This window comes from Serratia sp. BW106 (assembly GCF_002607755.1).
Taxonomy (GTDB): Bacteria; Pseudomonadota; Gammaproteobacteria; order Enterobacterales; family Enterobacteriaceae; genus Serratia; species Serratia proteamaculans.
Genome location: NZ_MCGS01000002.1, coordinates 43,683 through 68,774 on the forward strand (window position 1 = coordinate 43,683; position 25,092 = coordinate 68,774).

At 55.9% G+C, this 25,092-nt stretch carries 27 protein-coding genes; 22 read left to right on the forward strand and 5 right to left on the reverse strand.

Features of this window, described 5'->3' with window-relative positions; all coding sequences use genetic code 11:
• Nucleotides 1-128: 128 nt before the first annotated feature.
• Genes BEI65_RS00715 through BEI65_RS00735 form a run of 5 tightly spaced genes read left to right on the forward strand, consistent with a single transcriptional unit; the run spans nucleotide 129 to nucleotide 5,987 of the window.
• Complete coding sequence (locus BEI65_RS00715) at nucleotides 129-1,658, forward strand: 3-hydroxyacyl-CoA dehydrogenase NAD-binding domain-containing protein (protein ID WP_099061672.1); 1,530 nt, start codon at nucleotides 129-131, stop codon at nucleotides 1,656-1,658.
• A gap of 9 nt (nucleotides 1,659-1,667) precedes the next feature.
• A complete protein-coding gene (locus BEI65_RS00720) occupies nucleotides 1,668-2,879 on the forward strand; it encodes an acetyl-CoA C-acyltransferase (protein ID WP_099061673.1) in 1,212 nt (403 codons plus the stop codon).
• 15 nt (nucleotides 2,880-2,894) lie between these two features.
• Nucleotides 2,895-4,106 carry a 5-aminolevulinate synthase gene (gene hemA / locus BEI65_RS00725; protein ID WP_099061674.1) on the forward strand — a complete coding sequence of 404 codons (1,212 nt, stop codon included), beginning with the start codon at nucleotides 2,895-2,897 and terminating at the stop codon, nucleotides 4,104-4,106.
• A complete protein-coding gene (locus BEI65_RS00730; RefSeq protein WP_099061675.1) occupies nucleotides 4,103-5,275 on the forward strand; it encodes an MFS transporter in 1,173 nt (390 codons plus the stop codon). The genes hemA and BEI65_RS00730 overlap by 4 nt, the downstream gene beginning before the upstream one ends.
• Nucleotides 5,268-5,987, forward strand: coding sequence for an enoyl-CoA hydratase-related protein (locus BEI65_RS00735; protein WP_099061676.1), 720 nt, complete (start codon nucleotides 5,268-5,270; stop codon nucleotides 5,985-5,987). The genes BEI65_RS00730 and BEI65_RS00735 overlap by 8 nt, the downstream gene beginning before the upstream one ends.
• Nucleotides 5,988-6,092: 105 nt before the next feature.
• Here the strand turns inward: BEI65_RS00735 and BEI65_RS00740 are convergent, their stop codons facing one another.
• A complete protein-coding gene (locus BEI65_RS00740; RefSeq protein ID WP_099061677.1) occupies nucleotides 6,093-6,392 on the reverse strand; it encodes a putative quinol monooxygenase in 300 nt (99 codons plus the stop codon).
• Nucleotides 6,393-6,549: 157 nt separating this feature from the next.
• Between BEI65_RS00740 and BEI65_RS00745 the strand changes: the two genes are divergently transcribed.
• Nucleotides 6,550-7,044 (forward strand): DedA family protein, encoded by a 495-nt coding sequence (locus BEI65_RS00745; protein WP_099061678.1) that lies wholly within the window; start codon nucleotides 6,550-6,552, stop codon nucleotides 7,042-7,044.
• Nucleotides 7,045-7,059: 15 nt separating this feature from the next.
• Here BEI65_RS00745 and tolA read toward each other — a convergent pair whose 3' ends face one another.
• The gene (gene tolA / locus BEI65_RS00750; protein WP_099061679.1) at nucleotides 7,060-7,473 is read right to left on the reverse strand and encodes a cell envelope integrity protein TolA; all 414 of its coding nucleotides are present in this window, start codon (nucleotides 7,471-7,473) and stop codon (nucleotides 7,060-7,062) included.
• Nucleotides 7,474-7,751: 278 nt separating this feature from the next.
• On the opposite strand from tolA, the gene BEI65_RS00755 reads away from it, so the two are divergent.
• Both BEI65_RS00755 and cycA read left to right on the forward strand, forming a co-directional pair.
• On the forward strand, nucleotides 7,752-8,576 hold the full coding sequence (locus BEI65_RS00755) for an endonuclease (protein WP_099061680.1): 825 nt from the start codon (nucleotides 7,752-7,754) through the stop codon (nucleotides 8,574-8,576).
• A gap of 682 nt (nucleotides 8,577-9,258) precedes the next feature.
• Nucleotides 9,259-10,659: a D-serine/D-alanine/glycine transporter gene (cycA, locus tag BEI65_RS00760; protein ID WP_099061681.1), complete on the forward strand. Its 1,401-nt coding sequence runs from the start codon at nucleotides 9,259-9,261 to the stop codon at nucleotides 10,657-10,659.
• 47 nt (nucleotides 10,660-10,706) lie between these two features.
• On the opposite strand, the gene rutR is transcribed toward cycA, so the two are convergent.
• The gene (gene rutR / locus BEI65_RS00765) at nucleotides 10,707-11,381 is read right to left on the reverse strand and encodes an HTH-type transcriptional regulator RutR (RefSeq protein WP_099061682.1); all 675 of its coding nucleotides are present in this window, start codon (nucleotides 11,379-11,381) and stop codon (nucleotides 10,707-10,709) included.
• Between the two features lie 288 nt (nucleotides 11,382-11,669).
• Between rutR and rutA the strand changes: the two genes are divergently transcribed.
• From rutA to rutG, 6 genes are read left to right on the forward strand one after another with little or no spacing between them, the layout of a single operon-like run.
• A complete protein-coding gene (gene rutA, locus BEI65_RS00770; protein WP_085116164.1) occupies nucleotides 11,670-12,770 on the forward strand; it encodes a pyrimidine utilization protein A in 1,101 nt (366 codons plus the stop codon).
• A complete protein-coding gene (rutB, locus tag BEI65_RS00775; RefSeq protein ID WP_099061817.1) occupies nucleotides 12,770-13,516 on the forward strand; it encodes a pyrimidine utilization protein B in 747 nt (248 codons plus the stop codon). The genes rutA and rutB overlap by 1 nt, the downstream gene beginning before the upstream one ends.
• A gap of 48 nt (nucleotides 13,517-13,564) precedes the next feature.
• Nucleotides 13,565-13,951: a pyrimidine utilization protein C gene (gene rutC / locus BEI65_RS00780; RefSeq protein ID WP_099061683.1), complete on the forward strand. Its 387-nt coding sequence runs from the start codon at nucleotides 13,565-13,567 to the stop codon at nucleotides 13,949-13,951.
• Between the two features lie 24 nt (nucleotides 13,952-13,975).
• Nucleotides 13,976-14,779, forward strand: a complete 804-nt coding sequence (gene rutD / locus BEI65_RS00785; RefSeq protein WP_099061684.1) for a pyrimidine utilization protein D — start codon at nucleotides 13,976-13,978, stop codon at nucleotides 14,777-14,779.
• Nucleotides 14,780-14,794: 15 nt separating this feature from the next.
• Nucleotides 14,795-15,340 (forward strand): NADH-dependent FMN reductase RutF, encoded by a 546-nt coding sequence (gene rutF / locus BEI65_RS00790; protein ID WP_085116160.1) that lies wholly within the window; start codon nucleotides 14,795-14,797, stop codon nucleotides 15,338-15,340.
• A gap of 51 nt (nucleotides 15,341-15,391) precedes the next feature.
• On the forward strand, nucleotides 15,392-16,711 hold the full coding sequence (gene rutG, locus BEI65_RS00795; protein WP_099061685.1) for a pyrimidine utilization transport protein G: 1,320 nt from the start codon (nucleotides 15,392-15,394) through the stop codon (nucleotides 16,709-16,711).
• Between the two features lie 28 nt (nucleotides 16,712-16,739).
• On the opposite strand, the gene BEI65_RS00800 is transcribed toward rutG, so the two are convergent.
• Nucleotides 16,740-17,657: a DMT family transporter gene (locus tag BEI65_RS00800; RefSeq protein WP_099061686.1), complete on the reverse strand. Its 918-nt coding sequence runs from the start codon at nucleotides 17,655-17,657 to the stop codon at nucleotides 16,740-16,742.
• A gap of 67 nt (nucleotides 17,658-17,724) precedes the next feature.
• Here BEI65_RS00800 and BEI65_RS00805 point away from each other — a divergent pair, with 67 nt between their 5' ends.
• Together BEI65_RS00805 and BEI65_RS00810 are read left to right on the forward strand one after the other, a co-directional pair.
• Nucleotides 17,725-18,300, forward strand: a complete 576-nt coding sequence (locus BEI65_RS00805; RefSeq protein ID WP_099061687.1) for a helix-turn-helix domain-containing protein — start codon at nucleotides 17,725-17,727, stop codon at nucleotides 18,298-18,300.
• Between the two features lie 130 nt (nucleotides 18,301-18,430).
• Nucleotides 18,431-18,904, forward strand: coding sequence for a helix-turn-helix domain-containing protein (locus tag BEI65_RS00810; protein WP_099061688.1), 474 nt, complete (start codon nucleotides 18,431-18,433; stop codon nucleotides 18,902-18,904).
• Here the strand turns inward: BEI65_RS00810 and BEI65_RS00815 are convergent.
• Nucleotides 18,888-19,811, reverse strand: coding sequence for a LysR family transcriptional regulator (locus BEI65_RS00815; RefSeq protein WP_099061689.1), 924 nt, complete (start codon nucleotides 19,809-19,811; stop codon nucleotides 18,888-18,890). The two genes, BEI65_RS00810 and BEI65_RS00815, sit on opposite strands and share 17 nt — an antisense overlap.
• A 68-nt stretch (nucleotides 19,812-19,879) precedes the next feature.
• Here BEI65_RS00815 and BEI65_RS00820 point away from each other — a divergent pair, with 68 nt between their 5' ends.
• The 6 genes from BEI65_RS00820 to BEI65_RS00845 all read left to right on the forward strand — a co-directional run bounded on the left by BEI65_RS00820 (nucleotide 19,880) and on the right by BEI65_RS00845 (nucleotide 25,083).
• On the forward strand, nucleotides 19,880-20,497 hold the full coding sequence (locus BEI65_RS00820) for a LysE family transporter (protein ID WP_099061690.1): 618 nt from the start codon (nucleotides 19,880-19,882) through the stop codon (nucleotides 20,495-20,497).
• Nucleotides 20,498-20,575: 78 nt separating this feature from the next.
• On the forward strand, nucleotides 20,576-21,175 hold the full coding sequence (gene wrbA / locus BEI65_RS00825) for an NAD(P)H:quinone oxidoreductase (RefSeq protein ID WP_085116155.1): 600 nt from the start codon (nucleotides 20,576-20,578) through the stop codon (nucleotides 21,173-21,175).
• Nucleotides 21,176-21,414: 239 nt separating this feature from the next.
• Complete coding sequence (locus BEI65_RS00830) at nucleotides 21,415-21,726, forward strand: hypothetical protein (protein WP_085116193.1); 312 nt, start codon at nucleotides 21,415-21,417, stop codon at nucleotides 21,724-21,726.
• A 137-nt stretch (nucleotides 21,727-21,863) separates the two neighbouring features.
• Nucleotides 21,864-23,324 (forward strand): TrkH family potassium uptake protein, encoded by a 1,461-nt coding sequence (locus BEI65_RS00835; RefSeq protein ID WP_099061691.1) that lies wholly within the window; start codon nucleotides 21,864-21,866, stop codon nucleotides 23,322-23,324.
• Between the two features lie 169 nt (nucleotides 23,325-23,493).
• A complete protein-coding gene (locus BEI65_RS00840; RefSeq protein WP_099061692.1) occupies nucleotides 23,494-24,291 on the forward strand; it encodes a DNA/RNA non-specific endonuclease in 798 nt (265 codons plus the stop codon).
• A 231-nt stretch (nucleotides 24,292-24,522) separates the two neighbouring features.
• A complete protein-coding gene (locus BEI65_RS00845; RefSeq protein WP_099061693.1) occupies nucleotides 24,523-25,083 on the forward strand; it encodes a sugar dehydrogenase complex small subunit in 561 nt (186 codons plus the stop codon).
• Nucleotides 25,084-25,092: the final 9 nt, after the last annotated feature.

Consider the following 25,092-nt stretch of genomic DNA (forward strand, 5'->3'; position numbering starts at 1 on the left):
CTTCTACCGTTAGACACTGACAGCGCCGCCCATTACCTTCGCCATAGGCACCTGGTGCTTTTTAAATCCGAATAAATAATAAGCAATTGCGAATTTCGCAAGGCAGAAAAATACTCACGGGGATTTTTATGGCAGAGAATAATTCGGCAATCCATTCGGTCGCTGTTATTGGTGCCGGAACCATGGGCAGAGGTATTGCCTATCTTCTGGCGCAGAACGGCATACGAACCCTGCTTTATAATCGTAGCGGTAATAATCTGGATCAGGCCCGCGACTATATTATCCGTGACCTGGATAAGAAAATAGACAACGGGAAAATAAGCCAACAGAAAAAAGGCGAAGTATTGGCCAACCTGGTTTTCTCTCCCATTTTCGACGCTATCGCCGACAGCGACCTGGTGATTGAAACCATCGCGGAGCATGAGACCACCAAGCATGAAATCCTCGCGGCGATTGCGGCCACGGTGAAACAAGAGGCCATTATCGCCACCAACACCTCATCGCTGTCGTTGAATAAGCTGGCGGCAGGCGTCGAAAACAACGCCCGTTTTATCGGCCTGCACTTCTTCAATCCGGCCCCGCTGATGAAACTGATCGAGATTATTCCGTCCTATTTTACCAGCCGGGCCACCAGCCTGCGCTGCCAGCAGTTGGTGACGGCGCTAGGCAAACAGTTTGTGGTCTGCAAAGCCACGCCGGGTTTTATCGTCAACCGGATGGCACGGCCTTTTTATCTGGAAGGATTCCGGCTGTTGGAAGAAAACGTAGCATTGGCACCGCAGATCGACCGCGCCCTCAAGGCCGGTGGCCACTTTCGCATGGGCCCTTTAGAGCTGACCGACTTTATCGGCCAGGATATTAACTATCAGGTCAGCAGCCAGATTTGGCAGGACATGCAGTACGACCCTCGCTATACCCCCGGCCATTTGCAACGTTCGCTGGTGGATGCCGGGTTGTTGGGGAAGAAAAACGGCCGATCCTTTTTTGCTGCCCCTTCTTCCGAATCGAACCCCCTCGACGCAGGCAACGGCACGCTGACTTCCCTGCATTTTTATGGCGAACATACCCTGTTTGACCTGCTGCAACAGCGCGCCTTGGCTATCTGGCCAACGCTGCAGATTATTCACCAGCCGGAACGGCCGACGCTGGGACGCTTTATCCGGGTGAATGACGCATTGGCCGTCAAAATCACCGATGGTCGCACCGCCAATCTGCTCGCTGAATTGACCGATCTCGACACCTTTGTGATCGACGCCGCACTGAATTACAGCGATACCGCCTATCTGGTGGCCGCCCACAATCAGGACGCCGCCGAGGCCAATAAAGCGCTGTTTCTGTCGCTGCTGCAAACGTTGATCCCGCAGGTGGAGTTTATTAAAGACTCTCCAGGCCTGATCGTCGCCCGGGTTCTGAGCAGTCTGATCAATGAGTCGGTGATCATGGTGGAGAGCGGGGTTTGCAGCCGGGCAGATATCGATATTGCCGCCGTGGCGGGCGTTAACTATGCCGATGGCATCTTTGCCTGGCTGACGCAGCTCGGGCAAAAAAACGTGAAATCAACGCTGGATAATATGGCGCAACTGCTGCATTCCGCCCGCTATTACCCGCATTACTCATTGCTGAATGCCCCCCGGCCCGAACTGGCCGTCGCGCCGTAAGGAAAAATGATGACGATTAAAGACGATGGGGTCTATCTGATCGACGGCACCCGCACGGCAATCGGTGCCTATGGTGGCAGCCTGGCGTTAACCCGTCCGGACGACATGGCGGCCTCTATTATCCGGGCGCTGCTGCAACGGCATCCTGAAACCGAGCCGGATATTGATGAAGTGATCCTCGGCTGCGCCAATCAGGCCGGTGAAGACAACCGCAACGTTGCCCGCATGGCGGCGCTGCTTTCCGGCCTGGATCAGGCAGTGCCGGCGATTACCCTTAACCGCCTGTGCGCTTCCGGGCTGGATGCGGTGATCTACGCCAGTGCAAAAATAAAAAGCGGCCTCAGCGATCTGGTGCTGGCCGGTGGTGTGGAGAGCATGAGCCGCGCGCCCTACGTGATGGGCAAAAGCGAAACGGCTTTCGACAAGGGAGTCAAACTGTACGACACCACGCTGGGCTGGCGTTTTGTCAATCCGCAGTTGGCGCAGCGCTATGGCAGCGATCCGCTGGGCATAACGGCGGAGAACGTCGCGCAGCAGTACAGGATTTCCCGCGAAGATCAGGATGCCTTTGCCCTGGCCTCGCAGCAGAAGGCCTGGCGGGCGATTGAAAATGGCCGTTTAGCCAGGGAGATAACACCGCTTGAGGTGCAGGCCGATCGTAAAACCCGCAAAACCTTCGAACAGGATGAGTTCCCACGACAGACCACGCTGCAAAAATTGCAGGCGCTGAAGCCGGCCTTTACCGCCGAGGGTTCGGTCACCGCCGGTAATGCCTCCGGCATCAATGACGGTACCGCGGTGTTGCTGCTGGCCAGCGGCCGCTATGTGAAAAGCAAGTCGCTGCAACCGCTGGCCGAGATTGGCGACAGCGCCAGCGCCGGCGTCGCCCCTTCACTGATGGGCATTGGGCCGCTCGCCGCTACTGACCGGCTGCTGGCACGAACCGGCTTTACCCTGAATGATTTTGACGTGATTGAAATTAATGAGGCGTTTGCCGCACAGGTACTGGCGACGCTGCAAGGCTGGCGTATCGACTTCAACGATACGCGGGTCAATCCGAACGGTGGCGCCATCGCCCTCGGGCATCCGTTGGGCATGTCCGGCGCGCGGCTGGTGCTTTCCAGCGCGCTGGAGCTACATGCCCGGCAATTAAACAATGCGCTGGTGACAATGTGTGTCGGTGTCGGCCAGGGTGTTTCATTAGTTATTAAAGCCCTCTAATGCAAGGAACTTCGTATGAGCGTATTGAACATTCTTGAAGAAAAACTGGCCGAAACCAAAAAACAGGGCCGGTTCCGTGAGTTCCTTAATCTGGAACGCAGCGTGTTGGATAAACCCTGGGCCACCAGCCACGGTCAGGATGGGGAACGCCGTCTGAACGTCTGGTGCTCCAACGACTATCTGGCGATGAGCCATCATCCCAAAGTCATTCTGGCCACCACTGAGGCGGTAAACCGCGTCGGTCTGGGCACCTGCGGCGCACGCAGTATTTCCGGCACCTCGATCTACCACAGCGAGCTGGAAACTTTGCTGGCCAGCGCCTATGGCAAAGAGTCCGCGCTGCTGTTTACCACCGGTTTCGGTGCCAATGACGCCACATTGTCCACCCTGTGTGACGCCATTCCCGATCTGATTGTGTTTTCCGATGAGCTGAACCACGCCTCGATGATTTACGGTATCCGCTACAGCAAGGCGGAGAAAAAAATCTTCCGCCACAATGACGTTGCGCATCTGGCTGAACTGCTGCAGGCGGCGGATCCGCATCGGCCCAAACTGATCGCCTTCGAGTCGCTCTATTCGATGGACGGTGACTTTGCGCCGCTGGCGCAAATTGTGGAACTGGCTGAGCAATATCAGGCGCTGACCTATCTGGACGAGATCCACTCCGCCGGCGTTTACGGTCATCGCGGGCTGGGCTATGCCGAACAGCTTGGCCTGTTGGACAAAATCACCATTATCCAGGGCGGCTTTGGCAAATCTTACGGCGCGGCCGGTGGCTACATCGCCGCCCCCCGCGTGGTGGTTGAGGCGGTGCGTAGCTGGTCGCCGGCGTTTGTCTTCAGCACCTCATCCCCTGCACCGGTGGTGGCGGCCGCGCTGGCCAGCTTCAAATACAACCTGGAGCATGACAACCAACGCAAACACCTGCTGGCGATTATCGACCATTTGAAATCCGGTCTGCGCGCCGCCGGCATTCCGCTGGTCTCGGAGGACAGCCATATTCTGCCGATACTGGTCGGCGATCCGCACCGTAACAAGCACATCAGCAAGCAGCTGCTCGATGAATACGATATTTACGTACAGCCGGTGAACGCCCCAACGGTTCCGGCCGGTAGCGAGCGTTTGCGCGTTACGCCGACCTCTGCCCATACTCATGAGGACGTGGAATATTTCCTGGCGGCATTAAGCAAAGTCTGGACCGCCAACCAGTTACGGAGAGCGGGATGAAGTTGACGGACTATAACGGCCATTTTCTTACGCTGTGTCTGATGGCGACCGGCACCTTCGCCATCGGTACCGATGCGTTTATCGTCGCCGGCATACTCGACGAGATTTCCGGCACCTTTGCCGTCAGCCCCGCGCAGGCGGGGCAGTTAATCTCAATCTTTGCCCTGGCCTATATGCTGTTTGCTCCGCTAACTGCCTGGCTGCTGGGTAATCTCAACCGCAAGCATATTTTGCAGTTGGCCCTGGTGTTATTTATCGCCGGGAATCTGGTCTGTGCCTACGCCGACAGCTTTTTGCAAATGTCTGCCGGGCGCGTGCTGGCGGCGCTGGGCGCGGCTTGCTATACGCCACAGGCCGCGGCGGCAGCGGTTGGATTGGTAGCGGAAAAACGCCGCGGGCTGGCGATATCGATTGTTTACGGCGGCATGACGTTGGCCATCGCCCTCGGTATTCCCTTCGGCACCTTCCTGGCCAGGTTGATTGGCTGGCGGGAAATCTTTTTGCTGATTGCCCTGTTAGGCGCGGTCTCACTGCTGGGGCTTTCGCTGGCGCTGAGCGCCATCGCGGCACCGGGTAAACATACGCTGAAAGAACGGCTTGCCCCGCTGCGGCAAAAAGCGGTGCTGACCACCTTGTTGATCACCTTTTTCGCCGTCTGCTCCGAGCATATTGTTTACAGCTATGTGAGCGTACTGCTGAAAAACACCCAGTTTGGCCCGGAGGCTATTTTGCCGATCGCGCTGCTGGTGTTCGGTATCGGTGCCGTGATCGGCAACTTCGTTTCCGGCCTGCTCACCGATACCTTCGGCAGCAAGTTTGTTTTGCTGTTTTCGGTGTCGATTCAAACCGTTTCTCTGTTCCTGCTGACTTTTTACGTCAGCTCCCCCTGGTGGGTACTGGCAATCTTTCTGGTCTGGGGCATTACCGGCTGGATGTATCTGGTGCCGATCCAGCACCACTTATTGTCACTGTCAAAGCGCTTTGGCGCGCTGACCGTTTCACTCAACAGCTCGGTACTCTATGCCGGCATCGCCGCGGGTGGCATGCTCGGTGGCCTGACGCTGTACAGCCTGCCGGCGTTTTATCTCCCGCTGTTTTCCCTGCCGTTGGGAGCCATCGCCCTGCTGCTGACGCTGTTCTTCTTCCAGGGAGAAAAAGCCAATGACTGACCAGCCACTCCCCGTGCAGTATCAGCAAGATGACGCCATTGCCGTGATCACCCTGAACCGGCCGGAAAAAAAGAACGCCATCAATCTGGCGATGGCGCAACTGATCCAGGGCTATCTGCTACGGGCCGAACAGGATGAGCAAATTCAGGTAATAGTACTGACCGGCCTGCCGCAGGTGTTCTCCGCCGGCATGGACGTCAGGGCCTTCCAGCAGGGTGAACTGCCGGTGGTCGAACCGGGGGGATTTGGCGGGCTGGTGCATGCCCAACTCACCAAGGTCATTATTGCCGCGGTGGATGGCATCGCCTTCGGCGGCGGTTTCGAGATAGCGCTGGCCTGCGACCTGATCGTCGCCAGCCGTAACGCACAGTTCAGTTTCCCGGAAACCGGGCTGGGGCTGGTTGCCGCGCAAGGGGGTTGTTCACGGCTGCCAGCGCGGATCTCCCCCTATATTGCTCTCGACTGGTTACTCACCGGCCGAATCATCACCGCACAGGAAGCCTGGCAACAGGGTGCCATTTCCCGCATCAGCGAGGGCAGCGCATATGAGGAGTCGCTGAATCTAGCCCGGCAGATTGCGCAGAAAAATCCGCTGGCAAGTCAGGCGGTGAAGGCCATCGTCCGCCATGGATTAAACCGACACGAAGCCCCCACCTTTGACTACCAACAAAGGTGGGTAGACCGGGTGCGTCAGGCGGCAATATCCTTTTAAGAACATTCTGAATGAATGGTAATCATTCGCAGTCTAATTTTTAATCACTACAAGACAGTGTTTGAGAAGCCATTAACCCCGCTCTGCGGGGATTTTTTTGCTCCCTTAGCCCTTCACCGAGGCAAATGGCTGCATAAACAGGAAGGTGCAGGGTTTACTTTGATGCTGGTTAATCAACGGCACCAGACGCCTGAAATGTTCCGTTTGGCAATGTGCATCCAGCGCGGCGCGATCGGGCCACTCCTCGACGAAAATAAAATGCCCTGGGTCCTGATGATCGATAAACAGCTCATAGGAGAGACAAAGCGGCTCCTGCCGGGTTTTCTCCACCAGTTCCTGATACAACGGCATCACCGTTTCAACGCAATCGAGCTTGATAAAATCTTCAGCAATCACTTTTAACATTGTTACCTTCCCTGTTTGTTTTACCAAGTGTCGCGCGACGCTCGGTCGCGGCCTCTCAGCATGATGAACCTATTCAGCTAATAAAACCTAATTGACCATTTATTGAAGTTACGAATGGGACACTGGTCACCTGACGACAAATTTTTCAAGGTGGCCGATGGAACAACTCACACAAATGATCGCCAAATACAGTCCGGAACCTGAATTCCTGTTGTTGATTATCTTCTTATTTTCGCTGGGCAAGTCAGTGATTTTCATTTCCTCGCTGCTGCCACCAGCATCGGTCACACTGATGCTGGGTATCGTTGCCGGTAAACCGGTACTTTCCGACATCCATGTTTGGGCGGCGATTACCCTGGGCGCCCTGCTTGGCTCCGTTTTATCCTTCCATTGCGGCGCGCTGTTCTGCCGTCGGGGATCGCTCAAAAGGTTGCCGATCCGATTTCAGGCCCCTCTGCACCGGGCACAAACCGCACTGCAGAAGAAAGGCATGCCACTGCTGTTTATGTCACGTTTTTTGGCGGTGATGCGCTACACCGTGCCCTTGGTCGCCGGTATCATTGCACTGCCGCTCAAGCAGGTTTATTGCGCCAGCGCGCTGTCCGCCGGGATTTGGGCCATGGCTTTGATGTGGGTTAGCCGGGTATTTTGAATCGCCAGCATCGGGTTATTGGGGGCGAAACACCAATACGGCATTTTTAAAATCACCATACACAACCTGTGACGGCGGTTTGGGAAAGCGGGCGTTTGTGGTTGCTTTTATCGCTGCGCGGCAAAGAGCAGGATCACCACCTTCAGCCCGGACGCCGATAAGCATGCCATCCGGAGCCAGCGTGATCCTTAAAGAGCATTCTTTACCGACGTATAAACCGGCATCGTGCAAATGACTTTGAATAGCAGACATGATCTGCATGGCATACGTATTGACCCCGTCCGCAGGTGCAGGCGCTGTTTTGCCTTCCAAAGTAGCAAAAAGATCATCAACACCCTCTCCAGACGCCCCTGACTTTATCTCTGGATGGGTCTTCGAGCACCCCGCCAGCATCATCACGCCCAGAGCAACTATTAGCGATTTACGCATATCTATATCCCTATAGGTAAAACTTAAAAAAATAACAAATCTCAATGACGAGATTACGAGATTACGAGATAAAGCAGGAGTCTGAAAGCAAAAACAGACCTTGTGGACCGGGGTCGAAAAACGTCAAAGGCCTGTTTGATAACTACCGTGAAGTTAAGCGAATACGCTTTGCAGCGAATTTTGGCATTACCCGGCAGGCTGATGCGGCTTATAATAAGAAAATATTATCTTTGGCGGGATCCGCCACGTCTCCAAAAGCCATGAGTTTCTGATAGTCCATGTATCAATACCCTGAACATCTGACCGGAGAGGTCGCCAACCTGCCGCAGACCTGCGGGGTCTATCTCTTTCACGGGGAGAACTGTGCCCACCCGCTATACATCGGTAAGAGCGTCAACATTCGCCGCCGGGTACAGTCTCACCTGCGTAATCCACGTGAAGCTCGGTTGCTTTCCGCCACCCGTCGCATCACCTTCATCGAGACGGTGGGTGAGATTGGCGCGCTACTGCTTGAATCATCCCTGGTTAAACAACAAAGCCCGCTTTACAACAAGCGACTGCGTAAAATTCGTCGGCTCTGTGCCTTGCAGGTTCAGGACTCTCAAACGCGTATCGTCTACAGCGACGCGCTGGATTTCTCGCGAACACCGGACTTGTACGGCCTGTTTCTACGGCGCGCGGCGGCCGTCGACTTTCTACTCGACATTGCCGATCGGGAACGGCTCTGCCTGACGTATCTGGATATTGAAAAGGGCCGTCCGGGACAACCCTGTTTTCGCCACCAGTTAGGCAAGTGCGCCGGAGTCTGCTGCGGGAAGGAGACCCCACAAGCACACCAAACCAGACTGCTTGGTGCCCTGACACAAGCCCAGGTGCGGCACTGGCCCTTCCCCGGCAGGATCGCCATCGAGGAACGACAGGGCCAACTTAAGGCCTTCCACGTCATCAGTAATTGGTTCTACCTTGGTACCTCCCCCTCTCTGCATGCAGCAGAAGCACTCAGTCTCCCGGCCGATGAGTTCGACCGCGACTGTTACCGTATTCTTTGTCGACGGCTATTCCATGAAAACCGTGAGCACATTCACCTGATTGATACACCCTGAACCGTACGTAAGCATATTCATGCCTTAAGGTACGGCTGAGCCCGTTGGTTCATCCCGCCAAAAGTCCCATTACCAATTTTGTAGGAAATCTACGTTTAGAGTTCGAGATAAATCGGCTGTCGGTAGGCTCAGTTTGCGCCAGATCACTTAACTGAATATTCACGCGGGGGAATGCATTTTTTGTGGGGTGGGTCTCAATCAGGTATTAATCTTAAAAAACCATCAAGAAAAAATAACCGATAACACATTGATTTAGTTAATAGGAAGCGCTGCTTTCGTCCCTGTAATCAATTGAATAAGCGTCAGCAACTCTGCCCGTTGAACTAACGCTCCAGGGAGTTAGCGTTTTTGTTTCCGCCCCCTGAATGTCAAACGCTTACACTCATTAGTTTTTCTCATGCGGTATTTTTAACACCCTGTTTTATCAATAAGATAAGCCGCAGCAGGGCTATTAATCTGCCAGAACCCAGAGTAATCTTCCGCCCCCAAGACGTCCGATTTGCCTCCGCAGTGTAAAGAACAATCGACTTTTATCCCTCGCATAAATGTTGTAAACATGTTGCACAAAGGTGGCGTTATTGCTCTACCTTACTAAATCTGGCGCGACCGGATAATCGTATAAAAAAGAGCCACTTCAGAGCTCGCTATTTCACTCATGACAGGTAAAACAGGACATCATAAGATGGTAGATCACTCTAAAATAGCCGCAGAGGCGTCGCCCGAATCAGAAGATCATCTACGTAGAAACCTAACTAACCGACATATTCAACTGATCGCCATCGGCGGTGCTATTGGTACAGGTCTGTTTATGGGTTCAGGCAAAACTATCAGCCTGGCAGGCCCTTCCATTATCTTCGTGTACATGATCATCGGCTTTATGCTGTTCTTCGTGATGCGCGCCATGGGCGAGCTGCTGCTCTCCAACCTGGAATACAAATCCTTCAGCGATTTTGCCGCCGACCTGCTCGGCCCCTGGGCCGGATTTTTCACTGGCTGGACCTACTGGTTCTGTTGGGTGGTCACCGGTATTGCCGACGTGGTGGCGATAACCGCCTATGCGCAGTTCTGGTTCCCCGGGCTGTCGCAGTGGATCGCCTCGTTGCTGTGCATTTTGCTGTTGCTGGGCCTGAACCTGGCGACGGTGAAGATGTTTGGTGAGATGGAGTTCTGGTTCGCGATGATCAAAATCGTCGCCATTGTCGGGCTGATCATCGCCGGGCTGGTGATGATCGCCATGCAGTTCCAGTCGCCTACCGGTACCGTCGCGTCGTTCTCACATCTGTGGAATGACGGCGGTATGTTCCCGAAAGGCATCAGCGGCTTCTTCGCCGGCTTCCAGATTGCAGTGTTCGCCTTTGTCGGCATTGAGCTGGTAGGCACCACTGCGGCTGAAACCAAAGATCCGGAAAAAGTGCTGCCACGCGCCATTAACTCGATTCCTATCCGCATCATCATGTTCTACGTGTTCGCCCTGATCGTGATTATGTCGGTCACGCCATGGAGTTCAGTGGTCGCCGACAAGAGCCCGTTCGTGGAACTGTTCGTGCTGATTGGCCTGCCTGCCGCAGCCAGCGTGATCAACTTTGTGGTACTGACTTCCGCCGCTTCTTCCGCCAACAGTGGCGTATTCTCTACCAGCCGTATGCTGTTCGGTCTGGCACAGGAAGGCGATGCACCCAAGTCGTTCGCCCACCTGTCCAAGCGGGCAGTACCGGCGAATGGCCTGACCTTCTCCTGTATCTGTCTGTTGGGTGGGGTGGTGCTGATTTACCTGATCCCGAACGTGATGACAGTCTTCACGCTGGTGACCACCGTCTCGGCGATCCTGTTTATGTTTGTCTGGACCATCATCCTGTGCTCGTATCTGGTTTACCGTAAGCAACGCCCGGCGCTGCACCAGAAATCGATCTACAAGATGCCGGCCGGCAAACTGATGTGCTGGGTCTGTATGGCGTTCTTCGCCTTTGTGTTGGTGCTGCTGACGCTGCGCGAAGATACCCGCCAGGCGCTGATCGTCACGCCACTGTGGTTTGTGGTGCTCGGCCTGTCCTACGTGTTCCTGCGCAAGAAGAAAACCGCTTAATATGCTGCTGGGGGATAGTCCGCTATCCCCCTTCCCACTCCTGGCGCTTAGCGCAGCCGAATACCCTCGATAATCACCCGCTGCACGTTCTCCACCGTCTGCTGAAAAAACGCCTCATCGTCCAGGGTCTTGCCGGTCACCGCTTCCACCTGCACCCAAAAATCAGCGTAATGCTGAGTGGTTGCCCACAGCATGAAGATCAGATGGTGTGGCTCTACCGCCGCGATATGGCCTTCGGCAATCCAGCGCTCGATCATGGCGGACTTCTCGTCCACCAGCGCCTTCAATCCGCCCTGCAGCTCCAGTTTCAACAAGGGTGCCCCCTGGATCATCTCCAGACAAAACAGCCGTGAAGCCTGCGGATGATGACGGGATACCTCAAGCTTCAGCCGAATATATTCGCGAATGGCCTGCAAGGGTTCCTGATCGGCACGCAGCGCTTTAAGCGGTGCCAGCCACACCTCAAGAATGCCTTTCAGCACCGCCACGTACAGCTCTTCTTTGGAAGGAAAGTAATACAGCAGATTGGTTTTGGAGACGTCGGCGCGTTCCGCCACCTGATCCAGACTGGTGCCATGAATACCGTACAGCGAGAAAAATTCCAGCGCCGCATCCATGATGGTGCTGCGTTTTGCAGCCACCGCACGCGAGCGGCGCGTGGGGGGGTTAACGGCTTGTGGCTTCACTGCGACTCCTTGGCGCAACCTGATTCGAGCCAGCATAACAAAGCCATTGGGTGAAACCCACGCTTTTGCCTACCCCTTCCGAGTGATTCTTTGCACCTTTAACGCGCAGTCGCGCCTGTTTTTTGTGCAGCCATTTTTGACCAAATGGTCTGTTTTGGACCATTCACTCAACAAAAAAATTACACCTCAAAAACAATTTGTTGATAAATAAGCCATTTTAAAAACTGGCACTCCACTTGCAATAGCCGTCGTATCCAGCGCTGTCCGGCGAGAAGCATTCAGGCAGCACATGAACCGTCCCATTCGCAGACCCGAGGTGTTCAAATGAAAATTGGCGTATTTATTCCTATCGGCAACAACGGCTGGCTGATTTCCAGCAATGCCCCGCAGTACCAACCGACGTTTGAACTCAACAAAACCATCGTGCAGAAGGCCGAGCACTACAACTTCGACTTCGCCCTGTCGATGATCAAACTGCGCGGCTTCGGCGGCAAAACCGAGTTCTGGGACCACAACCTGGAATCCTTCACCCTGATGGCCGGGCTGGCGGCCGTCACCTCACGCATCAAGATCTACGCCACGGCGGCCACGTTGACCATGCCACCGGCGATCGTCGCCCGTATGGCCTCCACCATCGACTCCATTTCCAACGGTCGCTTTGGCCTGAACGTGGTCACCGGCTGGCAAAAACCGGAATACGAGCAAATGGGCATGTGGCCGGGTGACGATTACTTCGGTCGCCGTTACGACTATCTGGCGGAGTACGTCAATGTGCTGCGCGATCTCTGGGGCACCGGTAAATCCGATTTCAAAGGCGAGTTCTTCCAGATGGACGACTGTCGCGTCAGCCCGCAGCCGCAGGCGGACATCAAGGTGATCTGCGCCGGGCAGAGTGACGCAGGCATGGCCTTCTCGGCCAAATATGCCGATTACAACTTCTGCTTTGGCAAGGGCGTCAACACCCCGACCGCCTTTGCACCGACGGCGGCTCGCCTGAAAATTGCGGCGGATAGCGAAGGCCGCAGCGTGGCCTGCTACGTGCTGTTTATGATCATTGCCGATGAAACTGACGAGGCCGCCCGCGCCAAATGGGAAAGCTATAAAGCGGGGGCCGATACCGAAGCCCTGGCCTGGCTGACCGAACAAAGCGGCAAGGACACCAAATCCGGCGCCGACACCAACGTGCGCCAGATGGCGGATCCCACCTCAGCCGTCAACATCAACATGGGTACGCTGGTCGGCTCCTATGCCAACGTGGCGCGCATGATGGATGAAATCGCCACCGTCCCCGGTACCGAAGGCGTGCTGCTGACCTTCGATGACTTTGTCAAAGGGGTGGAAGACTTTGGCGAACGCATCCAGCCGCTGATGAAAAGCCGCGCCGACGTTTGCCCGCAAACCGCTGCAAGCCGCGAGGTCGCATGATGAAAATTGTTGAAAACCAAGCGGTGGTGCGCCGTCAGTCACCGCAGGCCGGCGCCACCGTCACCCTTCCCGCCCGTCCGGAGGCTATCGCCTTTGCGCCGCAGGAAACCGCCTTGATCGTGGTCGATATGCAAAATGCCTACGCTTCGCAGGGCGGCTATCTGGATCTCGCCGGTTTTGATGTTTCGGCCACCGCCCCGGTGATCGCCAACATCAAACGCGCTATCAACGCTGCCCGTGCCGCCGGTATCAAAGTGATCTTCTTCCAGAACGGTTGGGACAACCAGTACGTCGAGGCCGGCGGCCAGGGTTCCCCCAACTGGCATAAATCCAACGCGCTGAAAACCATGCGTAAACGCCCGGAACTGATGGGCAAGCTGCTGGCCAAGGGCGACTGGGATTACGATCTGGTGGACGAACTACAGCCACAGCCCGGCGATATCGTGATCCCGAAACCGCGCTACAGCGGCTTCTTTAACACCCAGCTCGACAGCCTGCTGCGCTCGTATGGCATTCATCATCTGGTGTTTACCGGCATCGCTACCAACGTCTGTGTCGAGTCCACGCTACGCGACGGTTTTTTCCTCGAGTATTTCGGCATCGTGCTGGCCGACGCCACTCACCAGGCCGGGCCGCAGTTCGCCCAGCAGGCGGCGCTGTACAACATCGAAACCTTCTTTGGCTGGGTGTCGGACGTTGACAGCTTCTGTGACGTGCTAGCCGCCCCACTCAGCCAGACGGCATGAGTTTTGCTTTTATTCACCAAATATTAAATTTTCACCAGGAGTACCACTATGCCAAAAACAATCATTACTCCGCCGGGCACCGGCAAACCACTGGCCCCTTTCGTGCCCGGCACCCTGGCCGACGGCGTGGTTTACGTCTCGGGCACGCTGGCATTCGATAAAAACAATAACGTGGTACACGTCGGTGACGCGGCGGCGCAAACCCGCCACGTGCTGGAAACCATCAAAAGCGTGATCGAAACCGCCGGTGGCAACATGGACGACGTGACCTTTAACTCGATCTTCCTCACCGACTGGCAAAACTATGCCGCCGTCAATCAGGTGTATGCGGAGTATTTCCCCGGCGACAAACCGGCACGCTACTGCATTCAGTGCGGGTTGGTGAAGTCGGACGCCCTGATTGAAATCGCCACCGTGGCCCATATCGGCCGCTGAGTCATTATTCGCTGAGGATCGAGCATGTATTTTGAGATTTTGGGGAAAGACACACCGCTGGCACCCACGCTGGTACTCTCCGCCGGGCTGGGTGGCGCAGGCAGTTTTTGGCAACCGCAGATTAACGCGCTGAGCGAGCATTTCCGGGTAGTGGTTTACGATCACTTCGGTACCGCACACAGCAAAGGTGAGGTACCGGACGGCTACAGCATGGCCGATATGGCCGATGAGGTAGCGCAGTTGCTGAATTCACTCAGCGTAGAACGCTGTTATTTCGTCGGCCATGCCCTTGGCGGCATGATTGGCCTGCAATTGGCGCTCACGCACCCGCAGTTGATCGAAAAACTGGTGGTGGTCAACGGTTGGCCGACGCTGGACAGCCAGACCCAGCGCTGCTTCAAAGTGCGTCAGGATCTGTTGCTCAACAGCGGCGTGGAAGCCTACGTGCGTGCCCAACCGCTGTTCCTGTTCCCCGCCGACTGGCTGTCGCAACACCAGGCCTTGCTCGATGAGGAACTGCAGCACCAGACCGCGCATTTTCAGGGCACCGAAAACCTGCTGCGCCGTCTGAATGCGCTGATGAATACCGATTTCCGTCCGCATTTGGCGGACATCACCACGCCGACCCTGGCGCTGTGCTCCCGCGACGATCTGCTGGTGCCCTATCACTGCTCACATCAGTTGGCGGCCGGTCTGCCGAACGGCGAACTGGCAGAGATGGCGTACGGCGGCCATGCCATGAGCGTGACCGACACAGAGAACTTTAACCGCATTTTGCTGGGCTGGCTGTTGAAAACACCGCACGCCAACACCCGCCTTGTATCCTAGACCCGGAGACACCTCATGCAAAGCCAAACGCTGCTTGCCGATGCGCCACTAGCGCCACCGTACGTAGAAAAACAGGATTTCCGCGACGCCATGGCGCGCCTGGGTTCGGCGGTCAATATCATCACCACCGATGGGCCCGCCGGCCGTGCCGGCTTTACCGCCTCGGCGGTATGCAGCGTCACCGATACGCCGCCAACGCTGTTGGTGTGCCTGAATCGATCCGCCTCGGTCTATTCGGTGTTTAAGCAAAACCAGACGCTGTGCGTCAATACCCTGGCGGCGGAGCACGAGTCGCTGTCGAATTTGTTTGGCGGAAAAACGCCGATGGACCTGCGTTTCTCTGCCGCGCGCTGGTCTACGCTGGCGACCGGCTCCCCCATTTTGCACGGTGCGGTGGTCTCGTTCGACTGCCAGATCAGTCAGATTGTCAGCGTCGGCACTCACGACATTCTGTTCTGTCAGGCGGTAGCGCTGACGCGTAATGACGACAGCCATGGCCTGGCCTACTTCGACCGACGCTATCACGCGTTGCCAAAGCAGGCAGCGACGGATAATCGCTAAACACGCACTCACCAGTCACCCTAACCTGCACTCAACATTTTGGAGATAACGATGGCGAATACCTGGTTTCCCCAATGGCGTATGAAACAAGGCAATCTGGATGGCGCGATCGTCGCGCCCGATGAACGATTGCCACTGGCGCAGACGCTGGTGATGGGTTTGCAACATGCGGTGGCGATGTTTGGTGCCACGGTACTGATGCCGCTGCTGATGGGCTTTGACGCCAATCTGGCTATTCTGATGTCCGGCATCGGCACGCTGCTGTTTTTCCTGGTGGTTGGCGGCCGGGTACCGAGTTACCTCGGCTCCAGCGCGGCGTTTGTCGGGCTGGTGATCACCCTGACCGGTTACAGTGGCCAGGGCGCTAACCCGAATATCGCGTTGGCACTCGGCGGCATCATCGCCTGCGGCCTGGTGTATCTGCTGATCGGCTTTGTGGTGATGAGCGTCGGTACCCGCTGGATCGAACGTCTGATGCCGCCGGTGGTGACCGGTGCCGTGGTGATGGCGATCGGCCTGAATCTGGCCCCGATCGCCGTACGCAGCGTCTCGGCATCCAATTTTGACAGTTGGATGGCGGTGGTCACCATCCTGTGTATTGGCTCGGTAGCGGTATTCACCCGTGGGCTGATGCAGCGGCTGTTGATCCTGGTGGGATTGATTGCCGCCTATTTGATTTACGTGGTGGCGACCAATGGCTTAAGGCTTGGCAAACCGGTGGATTACAGCGCACTGAGCCAGGCGGCCTGGTTCGGTCTGCCGCAGTTCACCGCGCCGGTGTTTAACCTGCACGCCATGCTGCTGATTGCCCCGGTGGCAATTATTCTGGTGGCGGAAAACCTCGGGCATGTCAAAGCGGTGGCGGGCATGACCGGCCGCGATCTCGACCCTTATATCGGCCGCGCCTTCGTCGGGGACGGTCTGGCGACCATGCTCTCCGGCTCGGTGGGTGGTACCGGAGTGACCACCTATGCTGAGAATATCGGCGTGATGGCGGTGACCAAGATTTACTCTACGCTGGTGTTTGTCGCGGCGGCGGTGGTGGCGATTGTATTGGGCTTTTCACCGAAGTTCGGTGCGTTGATCCACACCATTCCCGGCCCGGTGCTGGGCGGTGCCTCGGTAGTGGTGTTCGGTTTGATCGCCGTCGCCGGAGCGCGCATTTGGGTGCAGAACAAGGTGGATCTGGGTGATAACGGCAACCTGATTATGGTGGCGGTCACGCTGGTACTGGGTGCGGGGGATTTTGCACTGACCATTGGCAACTTCACCATGGGCGGGATCGGCACTGCCACTTTCGGTGCCATTATCCTCAATGCCCTGCTGCGCAAGCGCAAAGCACTGCCGCTGGCAGACAGTCCCGTACGTTAATCCATCGCAAAGGCCCGGTAATCGGGCCTTATTCGGCCAGCGCCGCCGCTTTTCCCTTGCGACGGATGCGCAGTTCGCTAACCAGCACTCCCAACACGATTAGCGCACAGCCTAACAGGGCTACGCCGGGCAAACGTTCGCCGGCAATACGTCCGACCAACCCGGCCCAGACCGGTTCACCGGCATAGATGACCGTGGCACGCGTCGGTGAAACGCTGCGTTGCGCCCAATTCATTGTTACCTGAATAATGGCGCTGGCCATCCCCAGACCGATTGCGCTGTACAACAGATAGCTGCTGTACGGCGGCACCGACTCACCGGTCGGCACCATCATCAGGAACGAGGCCAGCGAGGCGGTCGCCAGTTGCACCAACGTCACCCGCTTAACATTCACCTTACCCGCATAAGCGCCAATCAAAATGATCTCGGCGGCCATGCCCAGCGTACCAATCAGCGTCAGTATCTCACCCACGCTGAGCGTCATATCGGTGCTGCTCGGCGCCGCCAGCAGCATCAGGCCGCTGAATGCCAGCAACACGCCGACCCAGGCCATCACGCCGGGAAAACGCCCCAATACCAGCCACTGCAGCAGCGGCACCATAGGCACATACATGGCGGTAATAAACGCCGACTGACTGCTGCTGATGGTTTGTAGCCCCACGGTTTGCAGACCATAGCCGAACATAATGGCCACGCCGATAAACACGCCTGCTTTCAGTTCATACCAGGTCAGTCCGCGCAGACTGCGCAGCGAAAACAACATCAGCACCAGCGTGGCGGCGGCGAAGCGCAAACCAACGAAAAAGAACGGCCCGCTGACCTGCATGGCAAGATGCACCGCCAAAAAGGTGCCGCCCCAGATCATGGTGATGAAAATCAGCACCGCTTCCTGTCGTTTTATCTTGGGAATGAAGGCGGAAATAAAGGATTTTTTTACTGCGGACACCGGCTTGCCCTTCCTGCTGGGTGCAATATAATGCACAGATCCTGCCAGTATGAGGTAAAGCCTGCGGATGAGCAATACAGTGAACAGCGGCAAACATGAAGCGCCCAAAGTGCTGCAATACCTGAGCAGTAACCTGCGCGGTTATCGCCAACAGGCGGGGCTCAGTCAGGTGGCGCTGGCACAAAGATCCGGCGTCAGCCGCCGCATGCTGGCCGGCATTGAAGCCGGTGACCGTAACGTCAGCCTGGCGGTGCTGGACAAACTGGCCGATGCGCTGAATATCGCCTTCACCGATCTTATCCAGGCACCCGAAGCGCGTGGCAACCATTTGGTGGGTGAACTGGCCTGGCAAGGGGTTCAACCGGCAAGTCAGGCGCTGTTCGCCGCCAGCGTGCCTGCGCGCCAGCGGGTTGAACTCTGGGAATGGACGCTGATGCCGGGCGAGCACTACGACTCGGTGCCGGATGCCGAAGGCTGGAGCGAAATTATCTACGTCATCGCCGGGAGCCTGACGCTGGTACTGGAACAACAAACCTTGACGCTGGAAGCTGGCCAAACCCAAGTGTTCAACAGCGATCAACACTACGCTTACGCTAACCACAGCCAGCAACCCTTACGTTTTATCCGCAACGTCACCTTCTAGTCGCCACAACAGCCCGCATTTTCAGTGGGCTGTCACCCGTCTGTCGTGCACATGTCATGCTAGTGTCGTGGCGGTCGATGCTGCCAGCCCCTACACTTTGTCTCATTGAGGGTTCATTTTGGAGAACGCAATGCAAACTTACCGCATCAGGCCATTACGGCTGGAAAAGGGCTGGTCACAAGAGCAATTGGCCACCATTGCCGGCCTCAGTAGCCGCACGGTTCAACGTATTGAAAATGGTGAACAGGCCAGTCTGGAGACCCTGACCGCCATTGCCGCAGCCATGGGGCTGCAGGTCAGCGATCTTTACCAGCCGACACAGCAGGAAAAAGCTGACAATAATCATCAGGCAGAACAGGCCATTCGCCGGCAGGTCGCGGCGGAAACCAAGCTGTTGAGTATGGCGGTACGGTTTGCCTGCATCAGCCTGATGCTGTTTGCCATCAACTGGTTTACCCATCCGCAATATCTGTGGTCGCTGTGGGCCATCGGCGGCATGAGCATCGCACTGGTCATGCGTGCCACCCGTACTCTGCTGTTACGTGATGTTTTCAGTCGCTGGCAACAACAACGCCTGGCAGAAAAACTCAGGCGCATGCCGTAAGCTGTAGCCAATCCGTCAACCGGGCCAGCGCACTGCCCGGCCGGATTTCTAGCGGCGTCAGCAAACAGTAACCACTGCCGTCCGACGAAAAACCAAAAGGTGCGCACAGCAACCCGCTAGCGACATCATCACGCACCTGTTGCCACGGGCCGATGGCAATACCTATTCCCGCCACCGCCGCCTGTAAACTGAAGTAGAAATGATCAAAGCGCTGTTCCGATCGCCCCGCCAGCGCGACGCCCTGTGCTTGCGCCCACTGTCGCCAGGCATCGGGTCGAGTGGCCGAGTGCAATAGCACCGCATCTTGGCTCAACTGCGGCTGGCCGCCATTGGCGGTCACGAAACGCCGTAGCATTTCAGGTTTGCACACCGGCCCGACCCGTTCGTTGAACAACGCCACGCTGTGCAGCTTATCGCCCCAGTCAAAATCGTTGCGACGGATAGCGGCGCTAATCCCATCGTGAAACGAAAACTGCCCACCGCCAGCCACCAGTTGCAGGTTGATGTCCGGGTGTGCCAACTGAAATGCCGGCAGACGCGGTATCAGCCAGCGCATCAATAGCGTCGGCTCGCAGGACAATATCAGCGGTGCGTCCTGCGCCTGCTGCCGCAGCGTTTGTGCGCTGTGCTCCAGAATGCCGAATGCCTGTTGTGACGCCTGCAATAGCGTACGTCCGGCTGCCGTCAGGTACACCCGCCGATGGCGGCGTTCAAACAATGCCACACCGAGTTCATCCTCCAGCCCTCTGACCGCGCGGCTAACCGCACCGTGCGTCAAACTCAGGCTGTTCGCCGCCTGAGTAAAACTTTCCAGTCGCGCGGCGGCCTCAAAACAACGCAGCCCTCCCAGCGACAGCGGTCGATTAACACTAGGTGAGTTTTTCTCACCGATACGGTCAGTTTTCATCGTTTGTCACCATCGGTCATTTCTCTTATAAATCAGCCACTCTTTTCTGATTTATTGCCAGGATAACTATGACCGAACTCCTCGCTGTCGTCACCATCACTTTACTCGCCGTCATCAGTCCAGGGCCGGACTTTGCCATGGTGTCACGCAACAGCCTGCTGCTCTCCCGCCGCGCCGGGGTAGTAACCGCCTGTGGCATTGGCGCTGGCGTGCTGATCCATGTCAGCTATACCCTGATTGGGGTCGGTGTGTTAATCCAGCAGTCGCTGTGGTTATTCACCCTGCTGAAGGCGATTGGCGCCGCCTACCTGATCTATCTTGGCGTCAGTATGCTGCGTAGCGCCGGTGCCCATTCAGCCCCATCTTCCAGCACGCCAGCCGCCGTCAACGATATTGTCGCGCTGAAAACCGGCTTTTTAACCAACCTGCTCAATCCGAAAACCACCATTTTTATCGTCAGCCTGTTTATGCAGGTGGTTAACCCGCAGACACCGCTCAGCGTACAAATCGGTTATGGGCTGTTTATTTCACTCGCCCATATTCTCTGGTTCAGTGCCGTCGCGCTGCTGTTTTCCGCCCCCCGCATCAATGCGCGCCTGTTGCGCATGCGCAAAGGTATCGACAGAGCCTTTGGCGGCCTGCTGATTACCTTCGGCACACTGCTGGCGATGGCCGGAATAAAATAAAACCGCGAGGATAAGTTCTTCATTCACTCCTATGCTTAGGGGGGCATATCTTGCAATCACCAGAGCGGAGAATGGAACATGGCGAAAATACTGGTCCTTTATTACTCAATGTACGGACATATTGAAACCCTGGCAGAGGCGGTAGCGGAAGGCGCTCGCCGGGTCAGTGGCGTTGAAGTGACCCTGAAACGCGTGCCGGAAACCATACCGGCAGAGGCCTTTGCCAAAGCCGGCGGTAAACAAGATCAAAAAGCACCGGTAGCCAGCCCGCAGGAGTTGGCCGATTACGACGGCATTATCTTCGGCACCCCAACCCGCTTTGGCAATATGGCCGGCCAAATGCGTACCTTCCTCGACCAAACCGGTGGGTTGTGGGCTTCCGGTGCACTGTACGGCAAAGTGGGCAGCGTCTTCTCCTCGACCGGAACCGGCGGCGGTCAGGAGCACACCATCACCTCCACCTGGACCACGCTGGCGCACCACGGCTTTATTATTGTGCCGATCGGCTATGCCACTCCGGAACTGTTTGATGTCTCGCAAACCCGCGGCGGTACCCCTTATGGCGCAACCACCATCGCCGGCGGCGACGGTTCACGCCAACCCAGCCCGGAAGAGCTGACCATTGCCCGTTATCAGGGTGAACACGTGGCGAAAATCACCGCCAAGCTGAAAAGTTAAGCGATAACCTTCAGTTACCTGCTCTCTGGGGCCGTTGATTCCTTCGGCCCCATCTTGTTGCCAACCCGCAGCAAGGTTAAAATGCCGCTCAGCCTGCCATTCACTACCTGAACGTCACGGTCGAAATTCGTTCTGCCCGTCAATCACCGGCCTGTGCCCTGATGACGGGCGTTCTGTTTTTGCGCATAGCGAAGGGAAATAAGTCAGTGTCTAAAGATTTTGATGAACTAATAAGAGACCTGGATCTTATTATTGAAAATGTAGACAGTTTCAAGGCTATGGCCCCGCGCGCACCCGAGCCACCCGCGGCGCCGCCTGCGGTCCATCACTACGATTCGTTCTGCGAGAATGTGGCGCTGAAAGTGGTGTTGAAGGTACTGCTCTCGTCGGTGGATAAAATCGTCAAGGTGCAGATTGCCAATAAGGTCGAGCAGGAAATTGCCCAGATTGAACAGCAGGTCGTCCATGCCGGTGGCGGACCGGTGTCACCCGAAGATCTGGCGCAGATGACGCAATACGTGCGTCGCACCGTAAACAATCTGTTGGAATAATCACCACCACGGTTAAAAAACGTGCCAACCTTCGCAGACGATATGAATTTTTACGCTTTTTTTATATCGTCTGCCTTATTCTTTATATACTTAAAGAATAAATTGACTCATTGCCGACTGGCAACTCGGGCGCAAGTATGGTCAAGAATAAACAGATCCTGGTCGTTATTCATCTTTGCAGTTTTTTAGTTTTCCTTTACAGCCTGTCAATGATTCCCCCCCTGTTGGTGGCGTTGTTGTATAAAGAAAAAAGCGTTTTTTCCTTCTTCTATACGCTGGTGATTGCCGGCTCTCTCGGCGGATTGGGCTGGTTCAGCACGCGGCAGTCCAAGGTGCAGCTTCGCACACAGGACGGTTTTCTGATTATTGTGTTGTTCTGGCTGCTGTTTTCTATGGTCAGCGCCCTGCCGTTGTGGATGGATGACACGCTTAATATCAGCCTGACCGATGCCATGTTCGAAGGCGTTTCCGGCATCACTACCACCGGCGCATCGGTACTTAATGATGTCTCCGGTTTACCTAAGTCTTTTCTCTACTACCGCTCCCAGCTCAATTTTATCGGCGGCCTCGGCGTCATTGTGTTGGCCGTCGCGGTGCTGCCGCTGTTGGGCATTGGTGGCGCCAAACTTTATCAGTCGGAAATGCCGGGACCGTTCAAAGAAGAACGTCTGACTCCGCGGCTGGCCGACACCTCGAAAAACCTGTGGCTGATTTATCTTGGCCTGGGGTTGGCCTGTACGGTGGCGTTCCGTATTGCGGGCATGCCGTGGTTTGATGCACTCTGCCATGGGATCTCCACCGTTTCGCTCGGGGGCTTTTCTACCCGTAATGAGAGCCTGGGTTTTTACGACAGCTCAGCGGTGGAAATGGTCGGCGGGATCTTTTCGATTCTGGCCGCAGTGAATTTCACCCTGTATTTCGTCGCCGTGGGCCGCCGCAGCCTGAAGCCGCTGTATAGAAACCCGGAACTGCGCTTTTTCCTGTTGGTGCTGGCGATTATCGTGGCCATTGTCTGTTTCGAGCTGTACCGCTCCGGTATGTACGGTGCCAAAGACTCTTTCGTACACGGTTTTTTCCTCACCAGTTCGATGATGACCGATAACGGGCTGGCCACCGCTGACTATGCCAAAATGCCCTCCCACACCATTATGTTGCTGTTGGCAGCGAGCTTTTTTGGTGGCTGCGTCGGTTCAACCTGCGGCGGTATCAAGGCACTGCGTTTTCTGATCATGTACAAGCAGAGCCGACATGAGATCAACCAACTGGTCCATCCCAACGCCATTTTCACCATCAAGGTCGGCAACGCGCCGATTCAGGATCGGGTGTTGCGTTCGGTCTGGAGCTTCTTCTTTCTCTACGTCTTCTTCAGCTGTTTTTTTGTCTGGCTGCTGAATCTGATGGGCTATGACCTGGTCACTTCCTTCGCTACCGTCGCCGCCTGTATCAATAATATGGGATTAGGCTTTGGTGAAACCGCCGCCGGGTTTGGTACGCTCAGCGATGCGGCCAAATGGCTGATGTGCTCGGCGATGCTGCTGGGCCGCCTTGAGATCTACCCTATGCTGATTTTGTGCTCACGCGCTTTTTGGCGTTTTTGATACCTCCGCGGCCCTGTCGCCGTATAGCCTGTTTTTCCTCAACTTTGCTGTACCAACGCTGACACATTCGTAACGTGAATGTGTTGCATTGTTGTATTCGTTTCATTGCGATAAGTTAATTTTACTGTAAATACATACAGTATTATTTTAACTTATTGAGGACATGAATATGCGTTTTAACAAGATGTTAGCTCTGGCCGCCCTGTTGTTTGCCGCTCAGGCTTCCGCCGAGGCGCTGGAATCCATCGACAACTGTGCGGTCGGTTGCCCAACCGGCGGCAGCAGCAACGTGTCGATCGTTCGCCATGCTTATACGCTGAACAACAACAGCACCACCAAGTTTGCCAACTGGGTGGCTTATCACATCACCAAAGACACACCGGCCAGCGGTAAAACCCGCAACTGGAAAACCGATCCGGCGCTGAACCCGGCGGATACCCTGATCCCGGCAGACTACACCGGTGCCAATGCGGCGCTGAAGGTTGACCGTGGGCATCAGGCACCGCTGGCCTCACTGGCGGGCGTGTCTGACTGGGAGTCGCTGAACTACCTTTCCAACATCACGCCTCAGATGGCCGACCTGAACCAGGGATCCTGGGCGCGGTTGGAAGATCAGGAACGCAAGCTGATTGACCGCGCAGACATCAGTTCGGTGTATACCGTGACCGGGCCGCTGTACGAACGCAATATGGGCAAATTGCCAGGCACCCAAAAAGCGCACACCATTCCCAGCGCTTACTGGAAGGTGATTTTTATTAACAACAGCCCGGAAGTGAACCACTATGCGGCGTTTCTGTTTGATCAAAACACCCCGAAAAGCGCCGATTTCTGTCAGTACCGCGTAACGGTCAGTGAAATCGAGAAACGCACCGGGTTGATTATCTGGGCGGGTCTGCCAGAGGACGTCCAGGCGTCGCTGAAGGCTAAACCGGGCGTGCTGCCGGAATTGATGGGTTGCAAGAGTTAACGCATAAACCGGAAACCCGCTGCGGCGGGTTTTTTATTCTTTACGTGCTGTTTTGTCATGGCATCTAAGCAAGTTTATTGCTGGAAAGTTATCGCCAAGTTAATATCCCGCCAAATTATTAGATACAAAACCATAAGCAATGGAGTTATTCCATTGTTGACTATTTTTTATCCCTCTTTACCCGCTCCCTTTTGCCTTATTCGGCACTAACACCTGTTGTGAGAAAAACACATGGAAAATTTGTTATCAGACGATGGTGGGCTACCAGCCAAAAATGGAACCGGTTTCAGTCGACGTGAAGTGCTGCTGGGGCTGGCCTCAACCCTGCTGGCCGGCTCGCTGCTCAGTTATCCTTTCCTCAGCCTGGCTGAACAACAAACCGCTGCAGCCAACCCCTTGCAGTTTGCTCGCTTCTTCAAAATATCTCAGACATTGACCGAACATCAGGATATCGATCAGGGAATGTCGGCGCGTATTTTTACTGCGCTGCATAATCAGAATGCCCAGTTCACTGCACAGGTTGAGCAACTCGGAGGTCTGTTACAAGCGGGCCAAAGTGCGCAACAGTTGCAGCAGCAGGCGATCCAGGCCGGCTTGCAGGAAGTGGTCACCGCGATTATCACCGCCTGGTATACCGGCACCGTCGGCCATGGCCAAACGGCGCAGCTGATTGCCTACAAAGATGCGTTGATGTATCGCCCCGCCAGCGACGCGCTGATCGTTCCCACTTACTGCGGCAATGGCCCGCTGTGGTGGACCGCGGCTCCGCCTGCCGTCAATGTTTCCCTGTGATCTGAGAGC